The sequence below is a fragment of the Methylobacter psychrophilus genome (assembly GCF_025583945.1).
Classification (GTDB): Bacteria; Pseudomonadota; Gammaproteobacteria; order Methylococcales; family Methylomonadaceae; genus Methylobacter_C; species Methylobacter_C psychrophilus.
The window spans coordinates 97,263-118,418 of record NZ_JAOEGU010000010.1 but is presented as its reverse complement, the minus strand read 5'-3'; the positions used below and the strand labels follow the sequence as shown (position 1 = coordinate 118,418).

Annotated in this window: 22 protein-coding genes; 10 read left to right on the top strand and 12 right to left on the bottom strand. The window is 42.4% G+C overall.

Annotated features, from left to right (window positions below):
• Positions 1–281: 281 nt before the first annotated feature.
• Positions 282–1,478, bottom strand: a complete 1,197-nt coding sequence (gene tyrS / locus N7974_RS07450) for a tyrosine--tRNA ligase (RefSeq protein WP_262965003.1) — start codon at positions 1,476–1,478, stop codon at positions 282–284.
• A gap of 184 nt (positions 1,479–1,662) precedes the next feature.
• On the opposite strand from tyrS, the gene N7974_RS07445 reads away from it, so the two are divergent.
• Positions 1,663–2,892: a M23 family metallopeptidase gene (locus N7974_RS07445; RefSeq protein WP_262965002.1), complete on the top strand. Its 1,230-nt coding sequence runs from the start codon at positions 1,663–1,665 to the stop codon at positions 2,890–2,892.
• 181 nt (positions 2,893–3,073) lie between these two features.
• Here the strand turns inward: N7974_RS07445 and erpA are convergent, their stop codons facing one another.
• On the bottom strand, positions 3,074–3,406 hold the full coding sequence (gene erpA, locus N7974_RS07440; RefSeq protein WP_262965001.1) for an iron-sulfur cluster insertion protein ErpA: 333 nt from the start codon (positions 3,404–3,406) through the stop codon (positions 3,074–3,076).
• Between the two features lie 66 nt (positions 3,407–3,472).
• Positions 3,473–4,522, bottom strand: coding sequence for an N-acetyl-gamma-glutamyl-phosphate reductase (gene argC / locus N7974_RS07435; RefSeq protein WP_262965000.1), 1,050 nt, complete (start codon positions 4,520–4,522; stop codon positions 3,473–3,475).
• Positions 4,523–4,602: 80 nt separating this feature from the next.
• Here argC and N7974_RS07430 point away from each other — a divergent pair, with 80 nt between their 5' ends.
• The gene (locus N7974_RS07430; protein ID WP_262964999.1) at positions 4,603–5,586 is read left to right on the top strand and encodes an NAD(P)H-quinone oxidoreductase; all 984 of its coding nucleotides are present in this window, start codon (positions 4,603–4,605) and stop codon (positions 5,584–5,586) included.
• 4 nt (positions 5,587–5,590) lie between these two features.
• Positions 5,591–6,451, top strand: coding sequence for a sulfurtransferase (locus tag N7974_RS07425; RefSeq protein ID WP_262964998.1), 861 nt, complete (start codon positions 5,591–5,593; stop codon positions 6,449–6,451).
• A gap of 217 nt (positions 6,452–6,668) precedes the next feature.
• On the opposite strand, the gene N7974_RS07420 is transcribed toward N7974_RS07425, so the two are convergent.
• Together N7974_RS07420 and N7974_RS07415 are read right to left on the bottom strand one after the other, a co-directional pair.
• Entirely contained in the window at positions 6,669–7,061 is a 393-nt protein-coding gene (locus tag N7974_RS07420; RefSeq protein WP_243216891.1) for a hypothetical protein, read from the bottom strand.
• Between the two features lie 328 nt (positions 7,062–7,389).
• The gene (locus N7974_RS07415) at positions 7,390–7,689 is read right to left on the bottom strand and encodes a glycine zipper 2TM domain-containing protein (RefSeq protein ID WP_262964997.1); all 300 of its coding nucleotides are present in this window, start codon (positions 7,687–7,689) and stop codon (positions 7,390–7,392) included.
• 245 nt (positions 7,690–7,934) lie between these two features.
• Between N7974_RS07415 and rapA the strand changes: the two genes are divergently transcribed.
• Genes rapA through N7974_RS07400 form a run of 3 tightly spaced genes read left to right on the top strand, consistent with a single transcriptional unit; the run spans position 7,935 to position 12,081 of the window.
• The gene (gene rapA, locus N7974_RS07410) at positions 7,935–10,793 is read left to right on the top strand and encodes an RNA polymerase-associated protein RapA (RefSeq protein WP_262964996.1); all 2,859 of its coding nucleotides are present in this window, start codon (positions 7,935–7,937) and stop codon (positions 10,791–10,793) included.
• Positions 10,794–10,801: 8 nt separating this feature from the next.
• Positions 10,802–11,629, top strand: coding sequence for a CvfB family protein (locus tag N7974_RS07405; RefSeq protein ID WP_262964995.1), 828 nt, complete (start codon positions 10,802–10,804; stop codon positions 11,627–11,629).
• Positions 11,629–12,081 (top strand): nucleoside deaminase, encoded by a 453-nt coding sequence (locus N7974_RS07400; protein WP_262964994.1) that lies wholly within the window; start codon positions 11,629–11,631, stop codon positions 12,079–12,081. Before N7974_RS07405 ends, N7974_RS07400 begins: the two co-directional genes overlap by 1 nt.
• A gap of 186 nt (positions 12,082–12,267) precedes the next feature.
• Here the strand turns inward: N7974_RS07400 and dksA are convergent, their stop codons facing one another.
• Positions 12,268–12,702: an RNA polymerase-binding protein DksA gene (dksA, locus tag N7974_RS07395; protein WP_262964993.1), complete on the bottom strand. Its 435-nt coding sequence runs from the start codon at positions 12,700–12,702 to the stop codon at positions 12,268–12,270.
• Positions 12,703–12,813: 111 nt separating this feature from the next.
• Here dksA and N7974_RS07390 point away from each other — a divergent pair, with 111 nt between their 5' ends.
• The 3 genes from N7974_RS07390 (at position 12,814) to N7974_RS07380 (ending at position 14,632) form a co-directional block, all read left to right on the top strand.
• Entirely contained in the window at positions 12,814–13,980 is a 1,167-nt protein-coding gene (locus N7974_RS07390; protein WP_262964992.1) for an aminotransferase class I/II-fold pyridoxal phosphate-dependent enzyme, read from the top strand.
• Positions 13,981–13,982: 2 nt separating this feature from the next.
• Entirely contained in the window at positions 13,983–14,306 is a 324-nt protein-coding gene (locus N7974_RS07385; protein WP_262964991.1) for a rhodanese-like domain-containing protein, read from the top strand.
• An 89-nt stretch (positions 14,307–14,395) separates the two neighbouring features.
• Positions 14,396–14,632, top strand: a complete 237-nt coding sequence (locus N7974_RS07380; RefSeq protein WP_262964990.1) for a TIGR02647 family protein — start codon at positions 14,396–14,398, stop codon at positions 14,630–14,632.
• 68 nt (positions 14,633–14,700) lie between these two features.
• Here the strand turns inward: N7974_RS07380 and rpoH are convergent, their stop codons facing one another.
• The 6 genes from rpoH to N7974_RS07350 form a co-directional block, all read right to left on the bottom strand.
• Positions 14,701–15,558, bottom strand: coding sequence for an RNA polymerase sigma factor RpoH (gene rpoH, locus N7974_RS07375; protein ID WP_262964989.1), 858 nt, complete (start codon positions 15,556–15,558; stop codon positions 14,701–14,703).
• Positions 15,559–15,637: 79 nt separating this feature from the next.
• Entirely contained in the window at positions 15,638–16,657 is a 1,020-nt protein-coding gene (ftsX, locus tag N7974_RS07370) for a permease-like cell division protein FtsX (protein WP_262964988.1), read from the bottom strand.
• A gap of 3 nt (positions 16,658–16,660) precedes the next feature.
• Positions 16,661–17,317 carry a cell division ATP-binding protein FtsE gene (gene ftsE, locus N7974_RS07365; RefSeq protein ID WP_262964987.1) on the bottom strand — a complete coding sequence of 219 codons (657 nt, stop codon included), beginning with the start codon at positions 17,315–17,317 and terminating at the stop codon, positions 16,661–16,663.
• 6 nt (positions 17,318–17,323) lie between these two features.
• Positions 17,324–19,270 carry a signal recognition particle-docking protein FtsY gene (gene ftsY, locus N7974_RS07360; protein WP_262964986.1) on the bottom strand — a complete coding sequence of 649 codons (1,947 nt, stop codon included), beginning with the start codon at positions 19,268–19,270 and terminating at the stop codon, positions 17,324–17,326.
• A gap of 11 nt (positions 19,271–19,281) precedes the next feature.
• The gene (locus tag N7974_RS07355; protein ID WP_262965005.1) at positions 19,282–20,019 is read right to left on the bottom strand and encodes a hypothetical protein; all 738 of its coding nucleotides are present in this window, start codon (positions 20,017–20,019) and stop codon (positions 19,282–19,284) included.
• A complete protein-coding gene (locus N7974_RS07350) occupies positions 20,012–20,752 on the bottom strand; it encodes an SURF1 family protein (protein ID WP_262964985.1) in 741 nt (246 codons plus the stop codon). Before N7974_RS07350 ends, N7974_RS07355 begins: the two co-directional genes overlap by 8 nt.
• Positions 20,753–20,834: 82 nt before the next feature.
• Here N7974_RS07350 and N7974_RS07345 point away from each other — a divergent pair, with 82 nt between their 5' ends.
• Positions 20,835–21,092 carry a twin transmembrane helix small protein gene (locus N7974_RS07345; protein WP_262964984.1) on the top strand — a complete coding sequence of 86 codons (258 nt, stop codon included), beginning with the start codon at positions 20,835–20,837 and terminating at the stop codon, positions 21,090–21,092.
• The last annotated feature ends 64 nt before the right edge of the window (positions 21,093–21,156 follow it).

Genomic DNA, 21,156 nt, shown 5'->3' with positions numbered 1-21,156 from the left:
CCCACACAAATTATTTTGATCAAGTTGTTAAAGAGCGTTGGTGCCGCAGCACCGTTGAGTCCGACAATTATACAGAGCGGATTCGGTTTGTCAACCCCTTGTCGACATTGCGTGTTGCTGTCCTGCTTCAGGGCCAAACTACGTTACCCCGAACAAGCCGCCCATTATAGCCTACCTGAACAACTTGTCAACCTCCGTGTTAACTTTAACTTAAAGCATCCTGCCCTTCCGAAGTCGCTGCCCCGAAAGAACTGCGTATTATACAGCCACAATCAAAACCGTCAAGCGGTTATTTTTACTCGCGCAAATTTTCTCTTTCCTACCTGATAAATGTTCTCGGCATTGACTGATATCTCAAGCTTTGGATCAGAAACCTTTTCTCCGTCAATTTTTACAGCACCTTGATTTATCAATCTAATTGCTTCGGAGGTACTACTTGTTAATCCGGCATCCTTCAATAAATTGGCAATAAAGTAACTACTGCCCTCGGCTTTTAATTCCAACTCGTCCATTTCATCCGGCATTGCTCCACGCTGAAATCTGGCTTCAAAATTTTCCAGCGCCTTATTTGCAGCAGCGACATCATGAAATCTTTCTATAATTTCTTGAGCCAATTTCACTTTATAGTTGCGGGGATTTGCACCTTGCTCGCATTCCTGCGCCCATAACTTAATTTCTGTCATTGGACGAAAACTTAATAACTCAAAATATCGCCACATTAATTCATCAGATATGGACATTAATTTGCCGAACATATCATCAGCAGCATCAGCTATACCTATATAGTTATTAAGTGACTTAGACATTTTCTGCACACCATCCAAGCCTTCGAGAAGGGGCATTGTAATAACAACCTGTGGTTTTTGCCCAAAAACCTCTTGTAACTGACGCCCAACCAACAAATTAAATTTTTGATCGGTACCACCCAACTCCACATCGGCTTTCATGGCTACGGAATCATAGCCTTGTATTAATGGGTACAAGAACTCATGAATGGCAATCGGTTGTCCACCCTTAAAGCGCTTACTAAAATCATCTCGCTCCAACATTCTTGCAACGGTATGCTTGGCTGCCAGCTGAATTAAATCTGCTGATGACATTGCATTCATCCAACTTGAGTTAAACATGACCAATGTTTTAGCGGGATCCAGGATTTTGAAAATCTGCTCTTCATACGTTTTTGCGTTATCAATAACCTCATCCCGGGTTAATGGCTTACGGGTGATATTTTTCCCGGTAGGGTCACCAATCATCCCGGTAAAATCGCCAATCAAAAACAGCACCTCATGACCTAAATCCTGAAACTGTTTTAATTTATTAATAAGCACGGTATGCCCTAAATGTAAATCCGGAGCAGTCGGATCAAAACCCGCCTTGATTCGCAAAGGTCGACCTTCTTCCAGCTTTTTAATTAACTCCTGTTTAATTAAAACCTCATCCGTGCCTCTTAGAAGGCTTGCCAATACGTCCTCTTGCAATTTCTTTCTCCAAATTTAATCGTTAATAAGCCTGATCATTATAGAATTAATGATCAGATCGATTGCATAAATATTTTTATAATGCCGGTAAATTAGTAAATCCTTCAAAAATCCCTTAAAATGATTTTCAGTGAAAATTTAGGATTACTCTTTTGAATAAATTCCAACTACTTAACCATATATCGTGAAAAATAAATTTTATATCTCCTTATTATTGTGGATAGGTTTAGCTTTTACAGCCACGACTAGTTATGCCAAACCTGCCCATAGCAAACATGCCCGCGCTTCTGCCAAGAGCGTCAAATCAATTGCCAAGCACACGCCCAACCGTAAAAAACACCCGACTGAGAAACAGTTAGCTAAAGCCTCCAACAACAAAGCCAAACCAAAGCTACGCTCCATATACACTGCGCGACAGGTAACAACCCGAAAACAACTTTCACTTTCAGTTGAAAACACTTACCTGGCTAATCACCAAGATGACTTTTTTTTAGAGCCTACTGAGAATAATGAGCGCATTCACACCCTTATAACGCCACACAACCAAGATAATCTTGTTGACCATTTAACCGATGCAACCGATGAAGCGCCAAGTCATATTACCAGCGTTCACGGCACAATTAATTCATCCTTATCCTCGGCAGGCCAACAAGCAGGATTATCAGAGGAGTTAATTTTTCAACTCACCAATATTTTTGCTTGGGACATCGATTTTGCCACAAATCTTCATCGAGGTGATCAATTCACCGTCGTTTATGAACAAGGCAATAACGCATCTGATAGCTACATCGTTGCCGCTGAATTTGTTAATCAAGGCAGAATATTAACTGCTGTTAGATATAAAGATAGCGAAGGGCAAATCAATTACTACAGCCCTGAAGGCAAGCCGATGCGCAAATCTTTTTTAAGTACGCCTGTTGACTATGTACGCATCAGCTCAGGCTTTGACACGAATCGTAAGCATCCAATACTTAACCGAATTAGAGCACACAAAGGTGTTGATTACGCAGCAAGGACAGGAACTCCGGTAAAATCAGCAGGAGATGGTGAAATTATTTTTTGTGGTAACAAAGGTGGATATGGGCAAGTAATGATAGTCAAGCATGGCGATCACTATGAAACGCTTTACGCACATCTTGCTAATTTTAAAAAAGGTCTTGGCAGTGGGGATAGAGTGAAACAGGGTGACGTTATTGGTTACGTTGGCCAAACCGGTCTGGCAACCGGCCCGCATTTACATTATGAATTTCGTGTTGACGGCATTCACCGCAATCCGGAAACACTTAATCTGGCACAGTCATTGCCGTTACATGCAGGAGTACTGGCCAACTTTAAAGCACAGTCCCGACTCACTTTGGTTGAACTGAATAAAACCAAAGCACAATCGTTATTTGCTAAAAACCAGTACGATTAATCATAAATTACTGTTGCTTAATAGCATCTGGCCGGACACTGTCAAAAGAGCATCCGGCTTTCTTACTTATTAAAGTGTGAAGCATTTAGATGAACTGTCAATAACGACTTTTTACTGCTTTAAACTCAAATAACCCGGCATTAAAAAAGGGCAACTTTTACGGTCGCCCCTTTAACTTACATCAAGCGGAAAAAGAAGAACCACAACCACAGGTAGTTGTTGCATTTGGATTACGAATAACAAATTGCGCGCCTGATATGTCTTCTTTATAGTCAACTTCAGCGCCCGCCAAATACTGAATACTCATTGAATCAATCAGCACAGTGACACCACCGTTTTCAACGCTGGTATCATCTTCATTGACCTCTTCATCAAAGGTGAAGCCATATTGAAAACCTGAACACCCACCGCCCGAAACATAAACCCGCAACTTCAGGTTATCATTACCTTCTTCGGCAATTAATTCGCTCACTTTAGAAGCAGCGCTATCAGTAAAAATAATTGGATTAGCCATAAAATAAAACACTCTCTACGTTAAACATAATTTAATTATGACTATACCCAGCGTTATAGTCAAGATTTATGGATACAGGGCAATTATCTTCAAACCAGCATCTTCTTTCAACCCAAAAATCAGGTTCATATTTTGAACGGCTTGCCCCGCCGCCCCCTTAACCAGGTTATCAATCACTGACAAAATCACAATGACTTGCTTGCCTTGGGGTTGATGAATTGAGATCTGACAGTTATTACTACCGCGAACATTGCGTGTATCCGGATGCGACCCCGGCGCTAATACATCAACAAACGCTTCATGACGATAGCGCTGCTCATACAAAGCTTGAATATCAGCCAAGGTAATATCGCCTTCTGCAGGAGTCACAAATTGTCCATATAACGTCGCATGAATTCCGCGTATCATCGGCAGCAAATGCGGCACAAAAGTCAAGCCTACCGGTTCTTTAGCGGCAAACGTAAGACCCTGTATAATTTCCGGCAAATGCCGATGCCCACTAACCGCATAGGCTTTAAAACTTTCGCCTGTTTCACTCATTAAAGTAGCCAACTCGGCTTTACGCCCGGCACCACTAGCACCGGATTTAACATCGGCAATTAAATGCTTGATATCTATCAAGCCGTTTTCAATCAAGGGTAAAAATCCCAGTTGTACCGCCGTAGGATAACAACCCGGACAAGCAATTAATTGTGCTTGTTTAATCGCCTCACGATTCACTTCAGGCAAACCATAAACAGCTTGGCTTATCAAATCAGGACAGGCGTGCTCCATGCCATACCAATGACTCCATTCTTGTGCATCTTTCAACCTAAAGTCCGCCGAAAGATCAATCACCTTAATACCTCGCACCAACAACTGCTCGGCCATTAGCATGGCAGTGCCATTGGGTGTCGCAAAAAATACCACGTCGCATTGAGACAAGGTTTCAATATCCGGCAAACTAAAAACGACATCAATAGTGCCCCGCAAACTCGGATATAAAGCATCCACCCTTAAGCCCGCATCTGCGCGTGAGGTCACTACTGCAACTTCAACCTCTGCATGCAAAGCTAAAATCCGCAATAATTCAACACCCGTATAACCCGTTCCGCCGACAATACCTGCACGAATCATTTTTTATCCTACTTACACATTGTTTATGAAAATCACTGAGGCATATAATAACCGCATCCAACTTTTTACAGTACTCACTTATGCGACTTCCCAACACCATGCAGGCCTTTAAAATAGATAATAGCAATTTAAAGCTGACCGAATGCCCTATTCCCGCACCGGCGAATCATCAAGTATTAATTAAAGTAGCCGCTGCTGGTGTTAATCGCCCTGATATTATGCAACGCAAAGGCTTATACCCTGCGCCGTTGGGTGCATCTGATATACCGGGATTAGAAATTGCAGGAACTATTGTAGCAACAGGCGCGATGGTTACCCATCTTAAAACAGGCGACACCGTTTGTGCTTTAGTGACCGGCGGTGGTTATGCCGAATATTGCCTGGCCACTGCATCACACTGTTTACCCATTCCCAAAGGCTTGTCTTTTATTCAGGCAGCGGCATTACCTGAAACTTTTTTTACCGTTTGGAGTAATGTATTTGATCGTGCCCAACTACTACCGCACGAAACATTGCTGGTACATGGAGGTAGCAGCGGTATTGGCACAACAGCCATACAACTTGCCAAGGCGTTCGATGCTAAAGTCATTATCACTGCAGGTTCTGACGCTAAATGTTACAGCTGCCTGGCACTTGGCGCAGATGCCGTCATTAATTACAAAGAACAGGATTTTGTTAAAGAAATCAACCAACTTACAGATACTAAGGGTGTCGATGTCATTTTGGATATGATAGGCGGTGATTATTTTCCACGTAACTTACAATGTATGGGATACGATGGCCGACTGGTACAAATCGCCATTCAAAACGGCGCGAAAACTGAAATCAACTTGCTATCCCTTATGCTAAAACGACTAACCATAACCGGATCAACATTAAGAGCCAGAGACGATGACTTTAAAGCCGACATCGCCCAAAAATTAGATCAAAAAGTATGGCCTTTATTGGCAACCGGACAAATTAAACCCGTTATTCACACCACCTTTGCATTCAAGGATGCAGGTAAAGCCCATGAACTGATGGAAACCAGCCAGCATATTGGCAAAATAATATTAGAGGTTTAACCAGATGGATTACACCACACTTGTTTCCGCAGCCACGTTATATCAACAACTTAATAACCCCAAATGGGTCGTTGTCGATTGTCGATTTTCTCTGGCCGATAATGATGCAGGTAGCCATGCTTATCGCCACGGGCATATACCCGATGCCCGCTATGCTCATTTAAACAATGACCTGTCATCAGCTATAACTGATTTTACAGGACGACATCCACTCCCCGACTTTACGCTGTTGGCAAAAAAACTGGGAGCATGGGGGGTTAACAATGACACCCAAGTAATCGTTTATGACGATGCCAGCGGTGCTTTTGCAGGACGCTTATGGTGGCTATTACGCTGTTTGGGGCATGATAAAGTCGCAGTATTGGATGGCGGAATTAAACACTGGCAAAAACAAAGTTTTTCAATAACCACTACATTGCCAACCATAAAACCCAATACTTTCCGGCCATATTTAAACACTAATTCTTGGCTAAAAGCCTCACAAGTCCAAAACAGTCTCGCACAAAAAACGATATGTCTGATTGATGCCAGGACACCCGAGCGTTATCGTGGCGAGCAAGAACCCATAGACCCCGTTGCAGGCCATATTCCTGGAGCATTAAACCGCGCCTTTCAATTAAATGTTGATAATAAGGGCTTGTTTTTACCGACCGACTCTTTACATAGCCAATTTAAAAAACTTATCGGTACAACAGAACCTGAACAAGTGGTTCATTATTGCGGCTCGGGCGTAACCGCCTGTCATAATTTACTGGCAATGGAACACGCCGGATTAAGTGGTTCCAAAATTTATGCAGGATCATGGAGTGAATGGATCAAAGACAAGAATCGGACGATTGTGACGGATAACGCAAAAAATAAATAGACCAAAAATCAGTTCGTAGCAACAAAAAAAGATCAGCCACCGTATAGGGAATTTCGCCTATCCGCTCACTGATCTTATTGGCCCAATCTTAAAAATTATCGGGTTAAAGCATCTCGTTATTCTCCAAGCTCAATACTGACTTATCCTTTTCGAGCTTTCAGGTAAGATCAAGATCTGCAAATAAAGGTTTTTTCCAAAAGCGACTGTGACTTGTCGCCTACCACCGTCCATTACCTATATATGATCCTGCAGCGGCACCGAGTCCGGCAGCGACAGGGTTGCCGTTACCCATTTCATAACCCAGAACACTACCTACGACACCTCCAGCCAAGCCTTGGTGAGATCGCTGATCGTAGCCGGAATATTGGGGTTGCTGGGGATAGTAAGGCTGAGGTTGCGGATAATAACGAACTTGAGGTTCGGCATAATAATAATTCACTTGAGGCTGCGGATAATAGTGGTCACGGTGGTGGCCATGATGCCCATGATGCCCTCTATCATGATGATCATAACCGTAGCCTCCCCGTCCATGATGATCATCAGCAGAAGAAATAGCTGAATAGGTTACTACAGCGACCGTTAACTGAATTAAAAAAAATAATTTTTTCATTAGATTCCTTTGGATAAGTAATTAATACTACTGATATATCAACAAAATTAAATCATTTAGTTATAAACTTTGGAGGCCATTATTACTGCCTAAATATGAATGAATGCTTAATGAAGATAACGGTTCGTTAATTTAACATAAGCTGTTGATAACATTTAGACGGCGGTAGTGATAGCAACACTGAATCGCTGAAACTAAAATGGGGTCCTTGATAATATCGCTCATTTTCATTCCTCCTAAAGGAATTTCACTATACCCGTATACTGAAAATAAGCAGTTACGCGAAATTATTTACACCCTCCATTTTACATTACTTTAGTTGATCGAATTATCGTCCTCCAGCCATTCCGTTACCAAGAAAAGAACCTGCCGCTGCGCCAAGTCCAGTAGCTACCGGACTTCCATTGCCCAGTTCGTAACCCAAAACACTACCGACGACACCACCAGCCAAGCCTTGATGAGATCGTGGATCTTGACGCTGTTGGTAATATCGTCTTTCTTCAGACTGGTATTGATGATGCTTATGCCTATGATGACCATGACCATGATCATCTGCAAAAGCGTAAGTTGAAAATGAGTACACAGCAACAACTGCAGTTAATTGAACTAAAATAAAAAGTTTTTTCATAAGGTTCTCTTTGAGTCAAGAAAGAATGAGTAATAAAATTAATTGATAACAAACATTAGCACCCTCAACCTTAACGACTACTTAACGAAATTTAAGTGCCGTTGAAAATAAACAACGCCACGAACACTCTTATAAATGCACTAAAAACCTGACAATTCACTTGTTTTTACCGCGATAAAACCCGAAACAATTCTTCTGTAACGCTTATAATAGCCATTTTTTGACGTGTAATGGCAGTTCAATCAATGGCAGATTTTATCCCCGGTCAACGCTGGATTAGTAATACCGAGTCAGAACTTGGTTTAGGTCTTATTCTTGAAGTAAGTTTCAAGCGCGTTACTGTGCTTTTTTTAGCCAGTGACGAACGCCGTACTTATGCAAGCGATAACGCGCCCTTAACCCGTGTCAGCTTTGCAATAGGCGACATCATTGAATCGATTGATGAAGAAAAGTTGACCATTAATCGCTTGATCGAGAAAGATGGTTTAATTACCTACGTAGGTAAAAATGCTTCCGGACAAGAAATTCGCTTGGAAGAAGTTGAACTGAATCATCACATCCAGTTCAACAAGCCTCAGGACCGATTGTTTACCGGTCAAATTGATCCCAGCTCATGGTTTCTGCTACGTTATGAAACCTGGTTAAGACTACAACAGCTTCAGCAGTCACCCGTAAAAGGCTTACTGGGTGGCCGAACGTCATTAATTCCACATCAGCTATATATTGCCCACGAGTCAGCCAATCGGTCTGCACCAAGAATAATGCTGGCAGATGAAGTAGGTCTGGGTAAAACCATCGAAGCCGGTTTAATTTTGCACCATCGCCTGATTAATGGCTTGACTCGTCGTGTATTAATTATCGTCCCGGAAAGCCTTCTGCATCAATGGTTGGTAGAAATGCTTCGGCGCTTCAATCTGCGCTTTAGTGTTTTTGATGAAGCTCGCTGCACCGAAGAAATGACTGATGACGATGGTCTGGATGAAGACGATAGTTTAGAAGATCATAATCCGTTCTTAACCGAACAATTAATTCTCTGTAGTCAGCGCTTTTTCTCTGATTATCCACGTCGGCAACAACAAGCTTTGCAGGCCGGATGGGATATGGTGATTGTTGATGAAGCACACCATCTCAAGTGGAGCGAGCAAGCCGTTAGTCCTGAATATCAGTTTGTTGAACAATTAAGCTTACAAACTCCCAGCCTTATTTTATTGACTGCGACCCCGGAACAGCTAGGCAAAGAAAGCCATTTTGCCCGACTTAGATTGCTGGACCCTGACCGCTTTTACAGTTTTTCTGCTTTCGTAGAAGAAGAACGTCAGTTTGAACCTGTTGCCAACGCGGCTAAATTATTACTGGCAGAACAAACACTCAATGAAAATAACCAAGAAAATCTAACGCGGTTACTTAAAGATGATAATGTCGGCGGATTACTGGAAAATCTGAATGACCCATCAAAATCAACGGCGGCAAGAGAGTCATTAATTAAGATATTACTTGATCATCATGGTACCGGACGAATTTTATTCAGAAACTCCAGACAAACCGTGCAAGGCTTTCCAGAGCGTGAACGCTATGGCTATCCTTTGGCAGGTAACAGTTCACAAACCGGAACTTGGGAACCAGCAGGTGACTTGCAACAAGACCCTCGCTTTATCTGGCTGGTTGATAAACTAATAACCTCAGTAAAAACCGAATCAAGCGCCTCTTTACGTGGCCAAAAAGCCTTATTAATCTGTAAACATGCACAAACGGCCATTGATCTGGAACAAACTTTAAAAGACCGCGCCGGCATCGCCTCAGCAGTCTTTCATGAAGGCATGACTATTATTGAACGTGACCGGGCAGCCGCTTATTTTGCTGATCCGGAGAGTTCTGCACGATTATTGATCTGCTCTGAAATTGGCAGCGAAGGCAGAAACTTTCAATTTGTGCATCACTTGATTTTGTGGGACTTACCAACCAACCCGGATTTATTACAGCAACGCATCGGCAGACTGGATCGTATCGGTCAAAAACATGTCATTCAGATACACATCCCCTACCTTGAAAACACTCAGCAACACAGCCTGTATCGTTGGTATGACGAAGGACTTGACGCCTTTCGCAGTAATAATTCAGCCGCTCAGGCAGTTGCCGATAAACTGCACGATGAGCTGGAAGACCTGCTACACAATAATAACCAGGTAGATATTGATGCCTTTATCGCCAAAAGCCAGGCCCTTAGTGCAGAAATTGAGGCACAATTACATAATGGTCGCGACCAACTACTGGAATTAAACTCCTGTCGCAAAGAATTATCCGATGAACTCATTGAACAGCTAAACAACTATGAACATGAAGGAGCACTTTGGCCTTACATGGAAAATGTTTTTGAATGCTTCGGTGTTGATACCGAGTTTCATTCGGCAGATTGTTTTATTATTCGTCCCAGCGACCATATGCGAGTTTCCCACTTCCCCAGTTTATCTGAAGACGGTACTACGGTTACCGGCAATCGCCAACTGGCACTGGCACGTGAAGAATTACAGTTTTTGACGTGGGAACACCCACTGGTAACCGCAGCAATTGATTTAGTACTGTCCAGTGAAACCGGTAATGCAAGCATCAGTGTCATAAAACACAGCGATTTAAAATCCGGTCAATTTTTACTGGAATGTTTGTTTATTGTTGAATGCAGCGCACCTGCCGAATTACAAATCGGCCGCTTTTTACCACCTACGCCTATTCGGGTATTGATTAATCAGCAACAACAAGATTTAACCGAAACCATAGAACATCGTAGCTTACTGGAAACCGGTAAAAAATTTGATAAACAACAAATTATCGCCTTTTTAAACAATCAGAAACTCCCCATTACCAAACTTTTAGTGGCTGCAGAATTAAAAGCCAAAGCCGACATGCAACAGTTGATTGATGAAGCGACTAATACCATGCTCGAGTCACTATCGGCCGAGATAAAACGCCTGGTTAGACTAAAAAAAGTCAATCCAACCATTAAAACCGAAGAAATTGAGCAGCTAAAAGACATGACGATGCTGGCCCATGAAAATATTCAGGCCGCACATTTACGCTTGGACGCTGTGCGTTTCATTATTACCAGTTGAGTATTACCATGTTAAATATCGGTAAAATTAATACCTTAAACGTTGTTAAAAAACAAGGCCATGACGTCTACCTTGATAACGGCACTTCTGCCAAAGTACTACTGGCCGACAAAAAACTACCCGAAAATTGTCAGATAGGTGACGCTCTGGATGTATTTGTCTATGTCGATTCAGAAGGCCATCTGGCTGCTACCACCAAAATGCCGTTGGCACAGGTGGACGATATTGCCTGGTTAAAAGTGGTATCGCTTAATTATGTCGGTGCTTTTCTGGATTGGGGCTTGCCCAAAGATTTACTGGTGCCTTTTAGTGAACAACACCACGAAATGGAAGTGGGGAAATCATACCTCGTTAAGGTATTTCTTGACGATAAAAACCGTATCGCCGCCACCACCAAAATTGATCGCTTTATTGCCGATGAATCAATCGATTTTGAAGTCGGTCAAAAAGTGTCATTGATTATCGCCGATAAAACCGATCTGGGTTTTAAAGCGATTGTTAATAATACCCACTGGGGCTTACTGTATCAAAATGAACTGTTTCAGCCACTCAAAAGAGGCCAGAAACTGGACGGTTATATTAAACAAATAAGAGAAGATGGAAAAATTGATCTAAATCTTAACCAACCCGGCTACGGCAAAGTAGTATCGCTAACCGATAACATATTAAATAAATTAAAGGAAAATAACGGCGCGTTGATGCTAAGCGACAAAAGCCCGCCTGAAGCTATTTATAGCGCCTTTGGCGTCAGTAAAAAAGTCTTTAAACAAGCCATTGGGGCGCTGTATAAAAAACAATTAATCAGCATCGATAAAAATGGCATTAAGCTCGTTTGATGAATTATGCAAACATGCTGACTGTGGCGCTTGCCGAAGCACAAGCCGGCTATGATGAAGGCGGTGTTCCGGTCGGTGCGGCGCTGTTCGATAGCCATGGCACTATACTCGGAAAAGGTCGAAATCGCCGGGTACAGGATAACGATCCGTCCATTCATGGAGAAACTGATGCCTTTCGTAAAGCCGGTCGCCAAACCAACTATCGCGACAAAATATTGGTAACTACCTTGGCACCTTGCTGGTATTGCTCGGGTTTAATCCGACAATTTAATATTGGTACTGTGGTGGTTGGTGAATCAGTTAACTTCGAGGGTCATCTGGATTGGCTTAAAGAAGCCGGGGTGAAGATCGTTGAAATGAACAACGCCGATTGTATCGCACTAATGCGGCGCTTTATTAAGCAATCACCGCAAATCTGGTTTGAAGATATTGGTGAATGTAATTGCGCTTAAAACGGTAGTCAAGAGAGACTGTTGGCAGATACCGGAACAAGTTAATCGTCAATATTGGTCGACTGCTAGCATAAACCCTGCTGTGAAAGGGCTTGTAGAGCGAACCAATAAGCAGAGAACCGGTCGGCAAAGTTGCAAACCGGCCTCTATAAGGTTGCCTATCAATCACTACAAGCTTCCAGAAGGCTAGCCCATCTGTTTTTCCCGAATTTCATCGAGTGTTTTACAATCAATACATAAACTGGCAGTAGGCCTGGCCTCAAGACGGCGTATGCCTATTTCTATGCCACATGACTCACAAAAACCATAATCCCCTGATTCAATTTCTTTAAGGGAATCATCAATTTTCTTAATAAGTCTACGCTCTCGGTCACGCGTTCTTAATTCGAGACTGAATTCTGATTCCTGCGTCGCCCGATCATTAGGATCAGGAAAATTAGCGGCATCATCCTGCATGTGGTGCACGGTACGATCTACTTCGTGCATTAATTCGGCTTTCCAATTCTTCAGAATGGTCGCAAAATGCTTTAATTGAGCTTCATTCATATATTCTTCGCCTTCAGCTTCTTGATAAGGCTTGAAACTAAACGGTGATGCAATCGGTTGAGTACTATCGGTCATCCATTAACTCCTATAGACAGGATAAATAAAAACTGCGCATTTTTAGCAGAATAATCACCAGTTAGCAAGGTTTATTGGTATCATTCCTACTTTTTTATGGGTTCCAGCATTATGCAGACACGACTGGCCGAACGAAATTCGGAGATTTCTTCGTTTTATGTCATGGAATTACTACGCCGTGCCAAGCAACTGGAATCGCAAGGCAAAGATATTATTCACATGGAAATCGGTGAACCGGATTTTCCAACACCACTAACTATTGTCGATGCCGGTATTAAACACATTCAAACCGGCGAGGTTAAATATACACCTGCTGCCGGATTGCCCGAGCTACGTAAAAAAATAGCAGCCTTTTACGTGCAGCGTTATGGGGTAACTATAGACGAACAACGCATTTTTGTAACCCCAGGGGCTTCTGGTGCATTTTTATTGGCTTTTGGGGTTAGTCTTAACCCGCAAGAAGAACTGTTAATGGCCGACCCTTGTTATCCGTGTAACAGCAACTTTGCCACGTTGTTTGGCAGTAAGACTAAAACCATCGCTGTTGATGCCGGCACCGGTTATCAATTAACTGCACAACTAATCAAAAAACATTGGACTCCCGCGACTAAAGGAGCATTGATTGCCTCTCCCTCCAATCCTACAGGAACACTTATAACGCCTGAAGAATTGCAGCAAGCTATTGCTACCGTTAATGACTTGAGTGGCTGCTTTTATTCGGATGAAATCTATCACGGGCTGGTTTACGATGCAACAGCCACTACAGCACTCGCGTTTAGCGACGATGTATTTGTCATCAACAGCTTTTCCAAATACTTTGGCATGACTGGCTGGCGTATCGGCTGGTTGATTGTGCCGAATGAGTTTATTGAAGCTACGGAGAAACTCGCTCAAAATATTTATATTTCTACATCCACACCAGCACAATATGCTGCATTAGCTGCTTTTGATAAAAATACTCTGGCTGAGCTTGAAAACAGACGCAGGGAATTTGCCGCCAGACGGGATTTTCTTTATGATAATCTGTTACGTTTAGGCTTTGAAATCCCCATTAAGCCTGCGGGTGCTTTTTATATTTACGCCAATGCCAAAAAGTTTACTGATGACAGTTATCAATTCGCACTGGATTTCTTGGAAGCTGAAGGGGTCGCCATAACACCCGGAAAAGATTTTGGTAGTAATGAAGCACATCACATGCTGCGCTTTTCATATACAACATCACTCGCTAAAATGACTATCGCCATCCAACGCCTGGATCGATTTATTAATAAAGGATAACCATGACTGTAAAACAACTATCGGCAACTGAACTCAAGAATAAAATTGATCAGGAAGAAAAACTATTTTTGCTGGATGTAAGAGAGCCCAATGAATTTCAATACGGCCATATTGCCAATAGCTTGTTGATCCCGCTTAATCAAATCCCGAACAGACTAAGTGAGCTGGATACCCAACTGGAGATTGTCGTCATTTGCCATCATGGCATGCGTAGCCAACAAGCGGCTAATTATCTTGCACAATCCGGCTTTAAAAACATTAGTAATTTAACGGGCGGAATTGATGCCTGGTCTTGTAATTGTGATAGCTCAGTGCGTCGTTATTGATAGTAATCAGTACTCCTGAAAAAAAATACTCCTTCGATAAAAATCGCTTTATGATATTATCTCCGATCCATAAATCATGAGGATTTCCCATGCCCTATACCCAAGACATTGTAGACGAAATAAACATTCTGGTTCGCTACAACCTGAGCACCACACAAGAAGGTATTAAAGTACATAAAACGGCGACACCAGAAACCATTGCTGCGACCAAACGCTTGTATGATAAGGGACTGGTTACACAAGAAGATGGCGGTTACCTGACTACCCTGGGCCATGAAGCTGCAGAACAGGCACAAACAGTATTAAACCTGCTTAATCCAGCTTAAAAACTTAGGCTAAAAAAAAGGCTTAACGATTAAATCGCCAAGCCTTTTTTAACCACTTAAATTAGCTGTCAAGCTTCCAGTACAACGGTCGCTCTTAGCTTCTTCATGGCATTTTGCTCTAACTGCCTGATTCTCTCAGCCGACACATTGTAGCGCTCGGCAAGCTCATGTAATGTCGCTTTTTTCTCTGCCAGCCAGCGACTTGACAGAATATCCAGACTTCGCTCATCCAATTCGGCCATCGCCTCTGCCAATAAATCCTGCCCATGCCCTTCCCAGTCGGCATTTTCAAGTAATACAGAAGGATCTGTGCCATGCTGTTGAAGATAGTTTGCAGGGTAGGCGTAACTGTCTTCGGAAGACTCGTCTACGGGCATGTCGAATGACATATCCTGACTCCCCAAGCGTTTTTCCATTTCATAAACGTCGCTAAGATCAACATTAAGATCTTCCGCAATAGCCATCGCTTCGTTATTGGATAACCAACCGATATCTTTTTTGGATTTACGCAGATTAAAAAACAGTTTTCGCTGGGCTTTGGTTGTAGCAACCTTGACGATGCCCCAATTTTTAATCACATACTCATGAATTTCAGCTTTAATCCAATGTACCGCAAAAGAAACCAGACGCACACCGACATCAGGGTCAAAACGCTTAACAGCCTTCATCAAGCCAATATTGCCTTCCTGAATAATATCAGGCATTGACAGACCATAACCACTATAACCTCTGGCAACATGAACGACAAAACGTAAGTTGGTCATAACCAATTCGCGTGCCGCCTCTAAATCTCCGTCATCCCTAAATCTTAGCGTCAATTCACGCTCCTGCTCAGAGGTTAATCTGGGCATTTGCCGAACCAGATTTAAATAGGCGTCAAATGTTCCAACTGATAAATTAACGGGTAAAGTCAATGCATTACTCATGGTATCTCCTGGGAAAAAACTCTACCCGAATTCTAGCACTCTCTGAATCAGAGTGCCAATAATTTTTACAGCACGTTTTTTACTCAGACTTGGTATGCTGAAGCTGATACATGAGTACTGCCCATGAGCCCAATACTCCCAGCGCCGAAGAAATACCTATCAACGCCAACGTTTGCGTGAAATCCAAAAACAACAAATGAAAGCTATCCCCATAAAGTCCGGAAAGCTTTTCAACCGAATCTCTTAGTACCAGCATCAGCGTAGTCACAACAAACCATGCCGATACCCCTGAAATAAAACCAATCCAAAAACCTGTATATAAAAACGGCCTTCGGATAAACCCGTTTGTCGCGCCGACCAATTTCGCAATCACTACCTCATCACGGCGGGTATGCAACTCCAGTCGTATGGTATTGCCAATAATAAACAACACCGCTCCACCCAACATCAGATTCAGCAATGTAGCAAACAGTCGCGCTACCGACATAATAGATTGCAGGCGCTCAATCCACTGCAAATCCATCTGGGCAAAATCGACTTCAGGCGATTGTTCAAAGCTTTTCAGTAAATCCTCCAACCCTTGCTTATCTTCCAGACTATTCTTGGGTAGCACCTGAATGACAATAGGTAACGGATTTTCTTCCAATGCATTAATAGCAGTACCAAAGCCACTATAAGTCTGAAATTCAGTCAACGCCTGTTTTCTGGAAATTATTTTAACGTCCTGAACATTCTCGTTCTGCCGAATGCTATCTGCCAACTTATTGGCATGCGCATCAGAAACATCATCCCTGAGAAACAAAGAGAGTTGGTTACTGGTTTCCAGATTACCCGTTAATTGCTGAAGATTGACTACCAAAATATAAAAACCGCTCGCCAGTGAAATGGCAATAGCCAGAACCGCTATAGTCATTATCGACGTAAAAGGTGAAGCGACCAGACGACCCAGACTGGAAAACAAGGCATGTGCATGAAGATCCCGATAAGCCTTTATTTTATCGACAAAATTCCCCCCTGCAGTCTTGGTTTGCCGAACGTCAGGCCTGACCGCCCTAACGGGAATATCTTTCCTGATACGGTTTTTATGATCTCGTTTCATAAATTAACTCGAAACCAATTGACCATGATCTATCTTTAAGACACGGTAATTTAGTTGTGTAATTAAAGAAATATCATGTGAAGCAATCAACACGGTAACACCGACCTGTTGAAACTGGGCAAACAAAAACATAATTTCTGCCGACAAATCCGGATCCAGATTGCCGGTTGGCTCATCGGCAATAATAATTGGCGGCTTGTTAACTACAGCCCTGGCAATACCTACCCGCTGCTGCTCACCACCGGATAAAGCCAGAGGATATTTTTTTTCTTTGCCCGTCAAACTTACCTTATCCAAAGCCGCCCTTACCCTGCGAACAACTTCATGATGCCCAAATCCGGCTATCACCAACGGTAAGGCCACGTTATCAAAAACCGTTCTATCATGAAGTAGCTTATAATCCTGGTAAATAAAGCCCATTTTTCTTCTTATATAAGGCAACTGATTTTCTTTTACCTGACCAAGATCTTGTCCATCCAATAATATCTGCCCTCGACTGCAGCGCTCCATCGTAGCAATTAATCGCAACAAAGTACTTTTCCCGGCTCCTGAATGACCGGTAAGAAAAGCTATTTCGCCACGCTTTAAATGGAAACTGACATTACGCAATACGTCACCGGTATCAGGGTAACGTTTACTGACATTGACAAACTTTATCATGACTTTTTAGTCTTTTGTAAACAAGGCGTCAACAAACAACTCTGCATCAAAATCCTGTAAATCATCAATACCTTCCCCTATACCTATAAAACGAATCGGAATGCCGGTATGTTTGGCTAATGCAAAAATAACACCACCTTTGGCCGTACCATCGAGCTTGGTTAACACCATCCCTGTTAAAGCCACTGTTTCATTAAACAGTTTTGCCTGAGACAAAGCATTTTGTCCGGTTCCGGCATCCAAGACCAGTAATACTTCATGAGGCGCCGCCTGATCGAGCTTACCCATAATTCTTTTTACTTTTTTCAACTCATCCATTAAATGCGATTTCGTGTGTAACCGACCAGCGGTATCTGCGATCAAAACATCGATACCTTTAGCTTTTGCAGATTGCAGGGCATCATAAATAACCGATGCCGAATCAGCTCCGGTATGCTGAGCTACCACCTGAATATTATTACGCTCACCCCAAACTTGCAACTGTTCAACCGCCGCCGCTCTAAAAGTATCTCCGGCAGCCAACATAACACTATGCCCTTGGGCCTGAAGGCGTTTGGCCAATTTACCGATAGTCGTTGTTTTACCGGCGCCATTAACACCCACCACCAGAATAACAAACGGCGTGTCTTGTATCGGTATTTGCAGAGGCAGACTACAGGGCTTGATTATATTCAGCAATTCCTGTTTTAAAGCCGCCGATAAAGCGACTCCATCTTGTAACTGATGGCGCTCAACACTTTGCGTCAAATGCCTGATTATATCGGATGTCGCATCAACACCGACATCAGCCATCAGTAAACTCGCTTCAATTTCTTCCAGAAAATCATCATTAATTTCTTTCTGGCCGATAGGCAAACTGGCCAATATTCCGCTCAGACCTGAACGCGTTCGCTTCAACTGTGAGGTAAGACGTAAATATAACGACTCAGGCGCCGGCTCTACATAAACGGCTTCCTCAAAAGCTTCTACAGGTAAGGCAACAGGAGCCGATTTAACAAATTTTTGTCGACGTTGTGTTTTTTTAGTAACAGGGATTTGTGTTTCAACCCACCCATATCGACTATAAAAACTGATAGCGATCAAAGGCAGCATCAATAATACCCCAACGGCATGATGCGCCAAAACTGCCCAAACAGGCATATCCAGCTTGAGACCTATAATTGCCAGGCCAATCTGTATAAATAATAATGCACCCAGCCATAAACCGGCTGTTCTTACCTGTTTTAACGAGTTTGTTAACGTTGCACTGAACATCAGCAAACTTAACAATAAAAAGCACAATAATGCACCAACTCTATGTAGCCAGTTGGCCGCTACCTGTGCATCGAAAGAAATAACACCGGTATAACCGGAAAACAAGCCGTTAAATAAATCCAGGGCATTGAAATAATCGGCTTTAGGCCACCATTGTCCACTGCATTGAGGGAAACCACTACAGGCCAACGCCGCATGATTGGCACTAACCCAAGTACCCAGAATAATCTCTAATAGCAAAACAACCATAGCAAAACGGGTAAAACCAACAAGCCCTCTACGCACCTGTCCTTTTACGTTGACTTTGCCGGCTATTAACGGATTAACCCGTAAATACAGCCAAAAAAGCAGCCAAACAGTTAGCATGCCTAGTAAGACGTTAGTGACTATTACCACAGGCATATCGACTATTGCTTTAGCCCAAAAACCAACTGCAGCCTGCAATCCGAGTAAAGCCAGCAGCATCAACGAAGTTGTTACTGCGGCAAACCTGCAATGATGTTGCTGCCATGAAAACATCCCCAGCAACAAAACCAATAAACCTGATGTAGCCGCCAAATAAACAGGAACACTTTTTAATACATCAACAAGACTTTGATTAAATAACGCAGGATCAGCACTTGAAAGCCGAAACCATGAATCTGAAACAATCATAATTAACGTTAAAAAAACGCCAAATAAAGTTAACTTTCTAAACATTTTATTTACCACTACCCAATTTGTGAAATTCTAAGTAGATGCATGAGATCATCTTTTACTTTATAGGTATTAAAACCCGGTTCATATTGCATCATTAAATTCCCCAAAGGATCTATCAACAACAACATCCCGTCAGGTAGGGTACCTTTTCTGATAGCCATAATTTTCCTGGCTAATTCCGCATTGGGTTTAACCCTGATCAGATCCGAATTAAGTGCAAATTCCCGATCTTCATTAGCAATTAATTTTTCTGTCAGCGCCGGGGTTATTTTATTTTCTTCACGAAGCAAGCTCAAAAAAAGCGCATTGTCTTCCTTGTTTTCTGTACGCCGCAGTCGCCATAAAAGCGTATCTTTTAACCACCATTCATTTGCAATTTCCGCAGTAGGCTCTTTAAAAAGCATCACCACCCGACGTGTACGTGGCAACTCCTTATTTAACATTAATCTTAATTGCTTGGTTTTAAGTAACGCATCAAGGCAAATTTCATTACAACCGGTATTTGGAATGACATTAACGATCAGCCAATGTCCGGCAAGCTCGCCCAAACTTTCAGTTGAAAATTTATCAAAGCCGGTAAAATCAGCTCGCTCAGTTGATATCGAAGGCGTGATCAACTGCCCGCTATTTGTTTTTCCTTTTACCAGCTCAGGATTTTCTTTCAGACCCCAAGCGATTAAAAAGGGGATAATGGTCATTCCAAAAATAACCAGAATTAATAATCGATTTTTCTTCTGTTGCTTAGTCATCATTTCTTTTAAAACTATATCCAATAAATAGTATTGTTAGCGTAAATGCCAGTGCAAACCATTGAACTGCATAGGCCGTATGTTGTTCCGGCAACATAATTGTTGTTGTTTGCCACTCCCGACCAAAGCCGTCGGGAAGATCCTTATCCAGCTCAATCTGGAAAGGAAATAAAGGATACCCCAGCTTCTTTGCCAAAACTTGACTATCGACCACCTGAAGAACGGAAGGCCAACCTTTCGTTGGTATTTCAGCCCCGGCTAATTTTATGCCAACAGCAGGAAAATGATTTATCCGTCCTCTTATCTGTGCTTGCTGACTCTTGAACGGTATATCAGGCAAAACCGATCTAATCTTATTTAATGGAACCCAACCCCTGTTAACCAAAACAGCCGTTGCCTCCCCTTCCAGAACAAACGGCGTCAACACAAAATAACCGGCTTTCCCGCCACTAATTTGATTATCGATCAGAAACTGATGCGCCTGATCATAATGCCCGACTGCTTGTACTTTTTTATACCTGAGCGCATCTACATCACCATCAATAGCAGATGATAACTGTATGACTTCAGCAGAAGTCTGCCCTTGTTCTTGGCGCTCAAGAAATACTTTTTTCTCTTCTGACCGCTCTAATTGCCACATTCCCAGCGCTATTAATAACGGCAATAAACAACAATAAGCCAGTGCAGTGCTTTTTTTAAAGGTGAATGAATAGTGTCCAATTTTAATAATCATGCTTTTTTTCTTTAACCTATTGGCACAGACACATTAATAAACGAGAATAGAAAAAATCTTACCATCACACATAAACACTACCATGATTATCAAAAGCGTCGTCATCATTGCCTTTATTCTGATAATTATCAGTCTCGGCTCTGCCTTGTTTCACCTGGTTAGCCATAAAAATCAAGAATCATCGGAAAAAACAGTTAAAGCACTGACTTTTCGCATTACTCTTTCAATTCTGTTATTTGTTTTTATTTTTATTGCCTTGGTAACCGGCACTTTTAAACCTCATGGACTGGGTATGCAAATGCATATGAAAAAGCCGGTTCAAACTGACGGCATTAAATAAATTGATAACAATCCCGACAAAAAAAAAGCGCTGCCTGTTGTTAGGCAGCGCTTTTTTTGAATGC

Excerpts from the sequence above, each read along its gene's own strand:
- N7974_RS07405 (WP_262964995.1), top strand. The coding sequence starts at position 10,802 with ATGTTAAATATCGGTAAAATTAATACCTTAAACGTTGTTAAAAAACAA.
- rpoH (WP_262964989.1), bottom strand. The coding sequence starts at position 15,558 with ATGAGTAATGCATTGACTTTACCCGTTAATTTATCAGTTGGAACATTT.
- N7974_RS07390 (WP_262964992.1), top strand. The coding sequence starts at position 12,814 with ATGCAGACACGACTGGCCGAACGAAATTCGGAGATTTCTTCGTTTTAT.
- argC (WP_262965000.1), bottom strand. The coding sequence starts at position 4,522 with ATGATTCGTGCAGGTATTGTCGGCGGAACGGGTTATACGGGTGTTGAA.
- N7974_RS07355 (WP_262965005.1), bottom strand. The coding sequence starts at position 20,019 with ATGACTAAGCAACAGAAGAAAAATCGATTATTAATTCTGGTTATTTTT.
- N7974_RS07430 (WP_262964999.1), top strand. The coding sequence starts at position 4,603 with ATGCGACTTCCCAACACCATGCAGGCCTTTAAAATAGATAATAGCAAT.
- N7974_RS07415 (WP_262964997.1), bottom strand. The coding sequence starts at position 7,689 with ATGAAAAAACTTTTTATTTTAGTTCAATTAACTGCAGTTGTTGCTGTG.
- dksA (WP_262964993.1), bottom strand. The coding sequence starts at position 12,702 with ATGACCGATAGTACTCAACCGATTGCATCACCGTTTAGTTTCAAGCCT.
- erpA (WP_262965001.1), bottom strand. The coding sequence starts at position 3,406 with ATGGCTAATCCAATTATTTTTACTGATAGCGCTGCTTCTAAAGTGAGC.
- N7974_RS07345 (WP_262964984.1), top strand. The coding sequence starts at position 20,835 with ATGATTATCAAAAGCGTCGTCATCATTGCCTTTATTCTGATAATTATC.
- N7974_RS07380 (WP_262964990.1), top strand. The coding sequence starts at position 14,396 with ATGCCCTATACCCAAGACATTGTAGACGAAATAAACATTCTGGTTCGC.
- rapA (WP_262964996.1), top strand. The coding sequence starts at position 7,935 with ATGGCAGATTTTATCCCCGGTCAACGCTGGATTAGTAATACCGAGTCA.
- N7974_RS07425 (WP_262964998.1), top strand. The coding sequence starts at position 5,591 with ATGGATTACACCACACTTGTTTCCGCAGCCACGTTATATCAACAACTT.
- N7974_RS07400 (WP_262964994.1), top strand. The coding sequence starts at position 11,629 with ATGAATTATGCAAACATGCTGACTGTGGCGCTTGCCGAAGCACAAGCC.
- N7974_RS07385 (WP_262964991.1), top strand. The coding sequence starts at position 13,983 with ATGACTGTAAAACAACTATCGGCAACTGAACTCAAGAATAAAATTGAT.
- ftsX (WP_262964988.1), bottom strand. The coding sequence starts at position 16,657 with ATGAAACGAGATCATAAAAACCGTATCAGGAAAGATATTCCCGTTAGG.
- N7974_RS07420 (WP_243216891.1), bottom strand. The coding sequence starts at position 7,061 with ATGAAAAAATTATTTTTTTTAATTCAGTTAACGGTCGCTGTAGTAACC.
- ftsY (WP_262964986.1), bottom strand. The coding sequence starts at position 19,270 with ATGTTTAGAAAGTTAACTTTATTTGGCGTTTTTTTAACGTTAATTATG.
- ftsE (WP_262964987.1), bottom strand. The coding sequence starts at position 17,317 with ATGATAAAGTTTGTCAATGTCAGTAAACGTTACCCTGATACCGGTGAC.
- N7974_RS07350 (WP_262964985.1), bottom strand. The coding sequence starts at position 20,752 with ATGATTATTAAAATTGGACACTATTCATTCACCTTTAAAAAAAGCACT.